Consider the following 9,636-nt stretch of genomic DNA (forward strand, 5'->3'; position numbering starts at 1 on the left):
CCCCCTCACCAGCTGCCCCACCTCGCTCCCCGTGATCGCCTCGGACGGCTTGCCGTCCACCCCCACCGGCACGTCTCCCGCCAGCATCACCCGGTGCATGGTGCGGGGAAAGTCGAGGTGGGCGTTGTCGCTGGGGGCCAGGTGGATGGTGGCCCGGTTGTCCCAGAAGGCGACGCTGCCCGGCTCCCAGCGGAAGCGGACCGTGTACTCCGGCCGGACCGCCTGTTCGAGGAGCATGTCGAGGATCGCCCGGCTCTCGGCGCGGGAGAGTCCGGCGATCTGCTCGACGTAGTAGCCGTTGACGTAGAGGATCCGCTCCCCCGTCTCGGGGTGGACCCGCACGAGCGGGTGCAGGGAGGCGACCTGGTGGTCCAGCAGGTGCCGGACGTAGGCGTCGTCGCCCGGACGGGGCTGGTAGCCGACGCCGAGCCGGTGCTCCGCCCGCAGTCCGTCGACGAACTCCCTTACCGGGCCGGAGAGTCCGGCGTAGGCGGCGGCGAGGTTGGACCACTGCGTGTCGCCGCCGTACGGCGGTACCGTCTCGGCGCGCAGGATTGTCGCCGCGGGCGGGTCGATCCGCGCCCCGTGGTCGCAGTGCCAGCCGCGCAGCAGGGTGTGCCGGCGGCGTCGCAGCCACTCCTCGTGCTCCATCCCGAACTTCCCGCCCAGCTCCAGGCGGTCGGCGGTCGTCTCGACCTCCGGGAAGTCCGCGGGTGAGGCGCTGCCCCGCTTGCGCAGGACGACGGGCTCGCCGAACCTTCGGGCGAAGGCGACATGCCCCGGGTGGTCGAGCTTCTGTCCCCGGAAGAAGACCACCTTCCACCGCAGCACCGCGGCCCGGATCGCGGCGACCACCGTGTCGTCGAGGTCGTCCGACAGGTCGACGCCCGTGATCTCGGCGCCGATGTGCCCGGCCACCGGGTTCACCTCGATGCCCGCGTCCCGTTCCGCCGTGCCCTTGTCCGTCGTCATGCGTGCTCCGTTGATCGCCGGCATCTGTCCGGGATCCGTGCCCCGCGGGGCACGTCACCCATGGTTGACTGCCCAGCGTGGACACGCCCGCAACTCCCCAGGAGCCCGGTGCCTTCCTCCGGCGGCTGCCGACGGGCGAACGGCTGCCCCTGCCCGCCGACTCGGTGACCGCCTGGGACACCTTCCCCTTCGAGGGGGACTTCCGGGTGAAGCGGCTGCGGCCCCCCGTCCTGCCCGAGCCGGACCGGGCCGGCGAGGGTGGCCCCGAGGAGTGCCGCACCTGTCTGAAGCCGGTGACGCAGGCCCTGTGGGCCGACGACCACTGGCGCCTCGACGAGGTCGGCACCGAGTCCCGGCTCCCGGCCGTCGTGATGCTGCAACCGCGCGGCCACCACGACCTGTCCGACCTCCCGGCGGAGCGGGCGGCCGAGCTCGGTCCCCTCCTCCAACGGGTGGAGCGGGCGGTCCTCGCCCTCGACGGCGTCGCCCGCGTCCACGTCAACCGCTGGGGCGACGGCGCCGCCCACCTGCACTTCTGGCTCCTCGCCAGGCCCGCGGGGCTGGTGCAGCTGCGCGGCTCCTTCCTGCCGGTGTGGGAGGAGCTCCTGCCGCCCGTCCCCGAGGAGGAGCGCCGCGAGGCCCACCGGCGGATCGCCGCCGCCCTGGCCGCGGACGGCGGCACCGCCCACGCCCTCACACGCTGAAATCCTGTATGACCACGTCCTCGACCGACGTGCGGTCCACGAGGACCCGGGGCCTCACCGCTCCTTGGCGCGCGGCCGACCTCGTCCCCGCCCGTCCGGTTGATCATTGCTCACCCCATCGGTGAGGCTGGGAGGACGACACAGTCAAGGGAAGGTCCGGACGTGATCAGCATCCCGACGCACACGCTCAACGACGGTACGAGGATCCCCGCCCTCGGCCTGGGCACCTGGCCGATGGACGACGCCGAAGCGGAGCGGGCCGTCGCCGCCGCCCTGGAGAGCGGCTACCGGCTCGTCGACACCGCGACGAACTACCGCAACGAGACCGGGGTCGGCCGTGGCGTGGCCGCCTCCGGGGTGCCGCGCGAGGAGGTCCTCGTGACGACGAAGCTGCCCGGCCGGCACCACGGCTACGAGGAGACCCTGGCCTCCTTCGAGGAGTCCCGCGCCCGGCTCGGCCTGGAGTACGTCGACCTGTACCTGATCCACTGGCCGCTCCCCCGGGTCGACAAGTACGTCGACTCGTGGAAGGCCATGGTCAAACTCCGTGAGGACGGCCTCGTACGGTCCATCGGGGTCTCCAACTTCACCCCCGCGCACATCGAGCGGCTGGAGAAGGAGACCGGGGTCCTGCCGTCCGTCAACCAGATCGAGCTGCACCCCTTGCTCCCGCAGGACGAGCTGCGCGCCTTCCACGCAGGCAAGGGCATCGTCACCGAGAGCTGGAGTCCGCTGGGCCGCGGCTCGGACCTCCTGGACGACCCGGCCGTGGCGGCCGCCGCCGAGGCGCACGGTGTCTCGCCCGGTCAGGTGATCCTGCGCTGGCACGTCCAGCTCGGCGCCCTGCCGATCCCGAAGTCCGGCGACCCCGAGCGGCAGCGCACGAACCTCGACGTGTTCGGCTTCGAGCTGAGCGAAGCCGAGGTGACGGCGATCGGCGACCGTGAGCACCGGCGCCTGGGCGGGGACCCGGAGGTGCACGAGGAGTTCTGAGCAGCGGGAGGGGTACCCGGGACCGCCGGAAGGAGCCGCAGGTGAGCGATCGACTGAGGGACTACCACGGCAAGCGGGACTTCGGGCGGACCCGGGAGCCGGCAGGACGGCGGACCCGCACGGGAGCCGCGCCCCGGTTCGTCGTGCAGATCCATGACGCGAGCACGATGCACTTCGACTTCCGTCTCCAGGTCGGCGACGTGCTGAAGTCCTGGTCGGTCCCGAAGGGCCCCTCCGACGTGCCCACGGACAAACGCCTCGCGGTGCCGACGGAGGACCATCCGCTGGAGTACGAGGACTTCGAGGGCGTGATCCCCGCGGGCGAGTACGGCGGCGGCACGGTGATCGTGTGGGACCGCGGCACGTACGAGCCGCTGAGCCACGACCGCAAGGGGCGTCCCGTCGACTTCGCGGAGTCGCTGGAGCGCGGGCACGCCACGTTCCGGCTGCACGGCACGAAGCTGCACGGCGCGTACGCGCTGACCCGCTTCCGTGCGGACAACTGGCTGCTGGTGAAGACCGCCGAGGGAGGGGCGCGCGGCCACGGCACACCGGATCCGCGCCGGGCACGCTCGGTGCGGACCGGCCGGACGCTGGCTCAGGTCGCCGACGAGGAGACCTGAGCCGGCGGATCCGCCGAACACCGCCCAACGGGCCTGCCGCGGCTCTATGTTCACAACGACACATGATCGCTGAAGAACACGAGCCAGGAGGCCCTCCGTATGCGCATCGCGCTCCGTACCGCCCTGTCCGGCGCGGTCGTCACCGCCACCGTCCTCACCGGCGGCACCGCACAGGCGACCCCGCCCGGCCCCGGAGTGACCGGCACGCTGGTCGCCCAGAAAACCGTGGGCGACACCGACTACGTCCTCCGGGAGATCACCGTCCCGCCGGGCCAGGCGACCGGCTGGCACTACCACGACGGCCTCGTCGTCGGGTACGTCAAGCAGGGCACCCTCAGCCACTACCACTCCGACTGCGCCAGCGACGGCACCTATCCGCAGGGCACCGTCGTCCGCGAGCCGGGCGGCCCCGGCGACGTCCACCTCGGCCGCAACGAGGGGGACGTCCCACTGGTCCTGGAGGTGCTGTACGTCCTCCCGCACGGCTCGCCGTACTCGGAGGACGTGCCGAACCCCGGCTGCTCCTTCGAGTGACCGCGCCGCTCAGAACCCGGGCGCTTCCAGGGACTGTTCGGCCCAGATCGTCTTCCCGCTGCCGGTCTGCCTGCTCCCCCAGCGCTGGGTGAGCTGGGCGACCAGCAGCAGCCCGCGGCCGCCCTCGTCGAAGGCGTGGGCGCGCCGCAGGTGCGGGGAGGTGGAACTGCCGTCGGAGACCTCGCAGATGAGGGTGCGGTCCCGGATCAGCCGTAGCTGGATGGGCGGTTCGCCGTAGCGGATGGCGTTGGTGACCAGTTCGCTGACGACGAGTTCGGTGACGAAGGAGGTCTCCTCCAGTCCCCAGGCGGCCAGTTGGTCGGTGGCGGCCTGCCGGGTCGCGGCCACCTGCGCGGGGTCGGGTTCGACGTCCCAGGTGGCGACCCGGTCCGCGCCGAGGGCCCGGGTGCGTGCGAGCAGCAGGGCCACGTCGTCGCCGGGTTCCTCGGGCAGTACGGCCTTCAGGACGGTGTCGCACAGGTCGTCGAGGGTGTCGGTCCTCGCGGTGAGCGCACGGCACAGTTCCTCGGTGGCGTGGTCGACGTCCCGGTCCCGGTCCTCCACGAGGCCGTCGGTGTAGAGGGCGACGACGGATCCCTCGGGCAGTTCGATCTCCGTGGCCTCGAAGGGCAGTCCGCCGACGCCGAGCGGGGGCCCCGCGCTCAGGGGGACCAGGCGCGCGGTCCCGTCGGGCAGGACGACGGCGGGCGGCGGGTGGCCGGCGGCGGCCGTGGCGAGGCGGCGCGAGACCGGGTCGTAGACGGCGTAGAGGCAGGTGGCGCCCAGCTCGGCGACCTCCTCGTCGCGGTCGCCGGAGGCGAGGTGGGTGACCAGGTCGTCGAGGTGGGTGAGGAGCTCGTCGGGAGCCAGGTCGACGTCGGCGAGGGTGCGCACCGCCGTGCACAGCCGGCCCATGGTCGCCGAGGACGGGATGCCGTGGCCGACGACGTCGCCGACGACGAGGGCGACGCGGCTGCCGGAGAGCGGGATGACGTCGAACCAGTCGCCGCCGATGCCGGCCAGCGAACCGGAGGGCAGGTAGCGGTGGGCGACCTCGACCACGGCCTGCCCGGGCAGGCCGCGCGGCAGGAGGCTGTTCTGGAGGGCCAGTGCGGTGGTGCGCTCGCGGGCGAAACGGCGGGCGTTGTCGATGCAGACGGCGGCCCGGCTGGCGACCTCCTCGCCGAGGACGGCGTCGTCGGCGCCGAAGTCGTCGGGGTGGGCGATGCGGACGGCAACCGCGACGCCCAGGGTGGTGCCGCGGGCCTTGAGCGGCACGGCGAGCAGGGAGTGGACGCCCTTGCGGTAGGAGCGGCCGGCGGGGGCGCGGGCGTTGCGTTCGGCGACCCAGCGCATGAAGTCGGGTTCGCCGGCCTGGCTGAGGGCGGCCCGGCCCTCCTTCACCGCTCGCGCGGGCGGCGAGGAGGCCAGGTAGATGTCCGTCTCGCCCAGGTGGACGGCGGCCTCGGGGGTGCCCTCGTGGGCGGAGCCGTGGGCGACGCGGCGCAGCACGATGTCGCCCTCCAGGACAGTGGGCGGTTCGTCCGCGCCTAGGACCCATTCGAGGAGGTCGACGCTGGCGAAGTCGGCGTAACGGGGCACGAGGAGTCCGACGAGTTCCTCGGCGGTGCGGACCACGTCGAGGGTGGTGCCGATGGTGGCCGCCGCCTCGTTCAGCAGAGCCAGTCGCTGCCGGGCCCAGTACTGGTCGCTGCTGTCGAAGGCGGCCAGGGCGACGCCGGTCGGCTCGGTCGAGCCGTCCTCGTGCAGGGGCCACATCTCGCAGGTCCAGGCGTGCTCGTGGTTGAGGGCGGGCGCGCCGGTGAAGCTCTCGTAGCGGGCGGGTCTGCCGGTCTCGGCGACCTGGCGCAGGTTGGCTAGGAAGCCGCGGCTGTGCTCGGCGTCCTCGACGGTGTCCGGGAAGAAGCGGCCGATCAGGGCTTCCTCGGGAACTCCCATGACCCGGCAGGCCACGTCGTTGAGGCGCAGGTAGTGCTGGCGGGTGTCGAAGACCGACATCGACATCGAGGCCTGCTGGAAGGCCTGCCCGGCCAGGGTCGACTCGGCGGGACCGGGGCGCCGGGCCGTGATCACGTATCCGGTCGGCGTGCCGTCGCCGCCCAGAACGGGGCAGGCGTCGAGGACGAGGGTGAGGAGGGAACCGTCGCGGTGCCGCAGTTCGACGGTCCCCTTCAGCGCTGTCACGGCCGATCGCGGCGGGTCCTCGGCGAGCAGGTCCCGCGCCGCGCGCCCTACGACCTCCTCGGCCGTGTGTCCCGTCAGCCGCCGGGCATCCTCGCTCCACCCCGTCACGACGCCCGCGGCATCGGTGACCGCCGTAGCGGAGACGTGCTCCATATCGTCCAGGATGGTCCCATTGTCAGACCGCATCAACCGAAACGGGGCAACCGTGCCCCGTCCGTCACGTGCGGTGGGCGCGCAGGGCTTCGAGGGCGCGGTCGGCGTGGGCGTTCATGCGCAGTTCGCTGCGGACGACCTCCAGCACGGTGCGGTCCTCGGCGATGACGAAGGTGACGCGCTTGGTGGGTGCCAGGGAGAAGCCGCGCCTGACGCCGAACAGCTCGCGTATCGTGCCGTCGACGTCGGACAGGAGGGGCATGCCGAGGGTGTGGCGCCCGGCGAACTCCTGCTGGCGTTCGACGGTGTCACCGCTGATGCCGACCGGCTGGGCGCCGACGGCGGCGAACTCCGCGGCCAGGTCGCGGAAGTGACAGGCCTCCGCGGTGCAGCCGGCGGTCAGGGCGGCGGGGTAGAAGAAGAGGACGACCGGACCGCCGGCGAGCAGGTCCGACAGCTTGCGGCTGGTGCCCGTCTCGTCCGGGAGCTCGAAGTCCTCGACGGTGTCGCCGCTCTCCAGCGCCTTGCTCATGCCCGGCCCCCGTTCTTGGCGATGCTGCGGGCCCACAGGACGAGCGGCACCTGCAACGGCAGCCGTCCGAGGGCCGCCGCCTTCTGGGGTGCGGGGCGGTGGCGCCAGTCGACGGCCATCTTGACGTTGGCGGGGAACACCCCGACGAAGAAGGCGGCGGCGGCGAGCGCGGCGGTCTGCCGGGTTTTCGGCACCGCCAGACCGGCGGCGAGCGCGAGCTCGACGGCGCCGCTCGCGTAGGTCCAGGTCCGGGGCTCGCCGGGCAGGGCCTTCGGGACGATCGCGTCGAACTGGCGCGGCGCGGCGAAGTGGGCGGCGCCCGCGGTGGCCAGCAGGCCGGCGAGCAGCAGGGGCGAACGTGAAGACCGTGGCACGGTTCCTCCTCCGGGGGGGCTGCCGCGCACATTACTGGACGGTAGCGGCGCCTCGTGCGGCGGCCTCCGTCCTCATGGGCAGCGGCGGTTGTGGGTGCCTGGGGTGTAGCCGAAGGAGCGGCGGAAGACGTCGATGAACGCGCTCGCGGAGGACCAGCCGCAGCGGTGGGCGACGGTCGTGACGGGGACGTCGTCGGCCAGCATGCGCAGGGCGTGGTAGAGGCGCGACTGGGTGCGCCACTGCGGGAAGGTCATGCCGAACTCGCGGCGGAAGAGCCTGCTGAGCGTGCGTTCCGAGGTGCCGGTCGCGGCGCCGAGGGCGGCGAGGGTGCGGGGGTCGGCGGGATCGGTGTGGACGAGCGCGCAGACCGCGGCGAGCCGGGGATCGGTCGGAGTCGGCAGGCGCAGGGGCTGCCTCGGCGAGGCGCGCAGCTGGTCGCGCAGAACGGCCAGGAGGCGGTGGCGCTCGGGGCGGTCGTCGGCGGGGTCGCGGGTGTAGGCGCGGATCAGCTCGCGCAGGAGGGGGCTCACGGCGAGCACGGTCGGGGCGTCCAGGCCGAGCGGGTTGTCGTCGGCGGGCAGGCCGACCAGATGCAGGTCGAGGTGTCCGTGGGCGCGGTGGGAGTGGACGGTGCCGGCGGGGACCCAGATGGCACGAGTGCCGGGTGCGAACCAGGTGCCGGCGTCGGTGGTGACCGCGAGGACGCCGGAGCCCGCGTAGACGATCTGGTGGTCGTCGTGCCGGTGGGCGTCGATGCGTGCGCCCGCGGCAAGGTGCTGGGCGCGGGTGGGCGCCGTCGGGGTGTGGCGGATGTTCGGCACAACTGGGCAGATTATCGGAAGCGGGCCAGTGGGCCGCCGCGCGAGGCTCGGTGCCGTGCCCAAGAACCGTTCCCTCACGCTGATGTCGCTCGGTCACGCCTGCGTGGACGTGTACCAGGGGGCCGTGGCCGCCCTGGTGCCGTTCTTCGTCGCCGAGCGGGCCTGGTCCTACGCCGCCGCGTCGGGTGTCGTGCTGGCCGCGTCCTTGCTGTCGTCCGTGGTGCAGCCGTTGTTCGGCGCGCTCACCGACCGCCGGGCGATGCCGTGGCTGCTGCCGCTGAGCGCGCTGACGGCGGGGGCGGGGGTCGCGCTGAGCGGAGTCCTGGGCTCCTATCCGCTCACCCTGGCGGCGGTCGCCGTGTCCGGCATCGGGGTCGCGGCCTACCACCCGGAGGCCGCCAGGGCGGCGCGGGCCGTCGCGTCCGGCGGCAACAGGGGGATGGGCTGGTTCTCGCTCGGCGGGAACGTCGGATTCGCGCTTGCCCCGCCACTGGTCGCCACCGTGATCGCCGGCGGCGGCCTGGACGCCTCTCCCCTGCTGGCCGTTCCGGCGGTGCTGGGCGCGGCACTGTGCGCGGCGGCGGTGCGCACGTCCCGGTCACGCCCGGTGGCGGGAGCGGCGGCAGGGCATGGCGGCAGGGACGACTGGCCGTCGTTCCTGCGGCTCTCGGGCGCGGTGGTCTGCCGGTCGGTCGTGTTCGTCGGGCTGAGCGCGTTCGTGTCGCTGTACGTCCGTGAGCGCGTCGGCGGCGGGGACGTGGCCGGTACGGCGGCGCTGTGCGTGCTGTACGCGGGCGGTGCCGTGGGCACGGTCCTCGGGGGCCGGCTCGCCGACCGGTACGGGCGCCTCACGGTGGTGCGCGGGGCGTACGCCCTGACGGTGCTCGCCGTGGCCGGGGTGGTGCTCGTCCCGGGTCCGGCGGTGTTCGCTCTCGTCGCCCTGACCTCGGCCGGCCTCTACGTGCCGTTCTCCCTGCACGTCACCCTCGGCCAGGACTACCTGCCCGGGCGGGTGGGCACGGCGAGCGGTGTCACGCTGGGCCTGACGGTGAGCGTCGGCGGGCTGGCCGCCCCGGCGCTGGGCGCGCTGGCCGACGCCACGTCGCTGCGGACCGCGCTGGTGCCGTTGATCGTCCTGCCCGCGCTGGGCGTTCTGCTGCTGCGCGGCCTGCGCGAACCCGCACCCGCCGAACCGCTGGTCCCGGCGCGCTGAGCCTCGGCCGGGACCGGACCCCTCACCTTCGCCCTCGCCTCCCTTGTCCCGGGCCGACGTCTCCGCGGCCGGAACCGCGTCCGGACGCTGACGCCCGCCGCCGGACGGCCGTCTGGTCCTGCCCAGGAAGGATCCGCCCCTGGCGCGTACTGCGTTCTCAGTAGGCGCGATCGCCGGCTGTGGTACGACGACGGGCGCACCGGACTCGGGAAGACTGGCGGTCGGACCGTGGACAGGGAACGGGACACGGTCCGCAGCGCGGACGGGGGGCAGACGAACCGCCCGGACGCCGGCCGGGTCGTGGCGGTCGCGACCCGCGGGCCTCGGCCATCATGGTTCCACGACGACCGGAGAGCCCATGAGCATCCCCTTGCGGCGCTACGCCGACGACCACGTCCGTACGGTCGTCGCCATCACGGCCGCGCTGCGGCTGCCCGGGCTCACGTTCGGCGAGGACCGCCCCGGCCCCGACCGGCCGGCCTCGGAGGGGCACCCCGGACTCCCCCTCCGC

10 protein-coding genes are annotated in these 9,636 nt (G+C 73.6%); 5 read left to right on the forward strand and 5 right to left on the reverse strand.

Annotated elements, in window-relative coordinates; all coding sequences use genetic code 11:
• Positions 1-972, reverse strand: a 972-nt coding sequence (locus tag AOJ26_RS33460) for a TauD/TfdA dioxygenase family protein (protein WP_063790360.1), incomplete at its 3' end; no start/stop codon positions are given.
• Positions 973-1,049: 77 nt separating this feature from the next.
• Here AOJ26_RS33460 and AOJ26_RS33465 point away from each other — a divergent pair.
• The 4 genes from AOJ26_RS33465 (at position 1,050) to AOJ26_RS33480 (ending at position 3,826) form a co-directional block, all read left to right on the forward strand.
• On the forward strand, positions 1,050-1,676 hold the full coding sequence (locus AOJ26_RS33465) for a hypothetical protein (RefSeq protein ID WP_078960129.1): 627 nt from the start codon (positions 1,050-1,052) through the stop codon (positions 1,674-1,676).
• A 162-nt stretch (positions 1,677-1,838) separates the two neighbouring features.
• Entirely contained in the window at positions 1,839-2,669 is an 831-nt protein-coding gene (locus AOJ26_RS33470; protein ID WP_053852126.1) for an aldo/keto reductase, read from the forward strand.
• Between the two features lie 41 nt (positions 2,670-2,710).
• Positions 2,711-3,292, forward strand: a complete 582-nt coding sequence (locus AOJ26_RS33475; RefSeq protein ID WP_053852127.1) for a DNA polymerase ligase N-terminal domain-containing protein — start codon at positions 2,711-2,713, stop codon at positions 3,290-3,292.
• Between the two features lie 99 nt (positions 3,293-3,391).
• Positions 3,392-3,826 (forward strand): cupin domain-containing protein, encoded by a 435-nt coding sequence (locus AOJ26_RS33480; protein ID WP_053852128.1) that lies wholly within the window; start codon positions 3,392-3,394, stop codon positions 3,824-3,826.
• Positions 3,827-3,835: 9 nt separating this feature from the next.
• On the opposite strand, the gene AOJ26_RS33485 is transcribed toward AOJ26_RS33480, so the two are convergent.
• From AOJ26_RS33485 to AOJ26_RS33500, 4 genes are all read right to left on the reverse strand, one after another.
• Positions 3,836-6,184, reverse strand: a complete 2,349-nt coding sequence (locus AOJ26_RS33485) for a SpoIIE family protein phosphatase (protein WP_053852129.1) — start codon at positions 6,182-6,184, stop codon at positions 3,836-3,838.
• Positions 6,185-6,248: 64 nt separating this feature from the next.
• The gene (locus tag AOJ26_RS33490) at positions 6,249-6,716 is read right to left on the reverse strand and encodes a peroxiredoxin (protein ID WP_053852130.1); all 468 of its coding nucleotides are present in this window, start codon (positions 6,714-6,716) and stop codon (positions 6,249-6,251) included.
• Entirely contained in the window at positions 6,713-7,090 is a 378-nt protein-coding gene (locus tag AOJ26_RS33495; RefSeq protein ID WP_053852131.1) for a MauE/DoxX family redox-associated membrane protein, read from the reverse strand. The genes AOJ26_RS33490 and AOJ26_RS33495 overlap by 4 nt, the downstream gene beginning before the upstream one ends.
• 72 nt (positions 7,091-7,162) lie before the next feature.
• A complete protein-coding gene (locus tag AOJ26_RS33500) occupies positions 7,163-7,912 on the reverse strand; it encodes an AraC family transcriptional regulator (RefSeq protein WP_053852132.1) in 750 nt (249 codons plus the stop codon).
• 82 nt (positions 7,913-7,994) lie between these two features.
• On the opposite strand from AOJ26_RS33500, the gene AOJ26_RS33505 reads away from it, so the two are divergent.
• Positions 7,995-9,125: an MFS transporter gene (locus AOJ26_RS33505; RefSeq protein WP_053852134.1), complete on the forward strand. Its 1,131-nt coding sequence runs from the start codon at positions 7,995-7,997 to the stop codon at positions 9,123-9,125.
• Positions 9,126-9,636 lie beyond the last annotated feature (511 nt).

Origin of the sequence: Streptomyces sp. NRRL B-24085 (genome assembly GCF_001282115.1) — a bacterium.
In the GTDB taxonomy this organism is placed as follows: Bacteria; Actinomycetota; Actinomycetes; order Streptomycetales; family Streptomycetaceae; genus Streptomyces.

What these genes read in the sequence shown, in the direction of transcription:
- AOJ26_RS33480 (WP_053852128.1), top strand. Translation starts at nt 3,392, where the DNA reads ATGCGCATCGCGCTCCGTACCGCCCTGTCCGGCGCGGTCGTCACCGCC.
- AOJ26_RS33505 (WP_053852134.1), top strand. Translation starts at nt 7,995, where the DNA reads ATGTCGCTCGGTCACGCCTGCGTGGACGTGTACCAGGGGGCCGTGGCC.
- AOJ26_RS33490 (WP_053852130.1), bottom strand. Translation starts at nt 6,716, where the DNA reads ATGAGCAAGGCGCTGGAGAGCGGCGACACCGTCGAGGACTTCGAGCTC.
- AOJ26_RS33485 (WP_053852129.1), bottom strand. Translation starts at nt 6,184, where the DNA reads ATGGAGCACGTCTCCGCTACGGCGGTCACCGATGCCGCGGGCGTCGTG.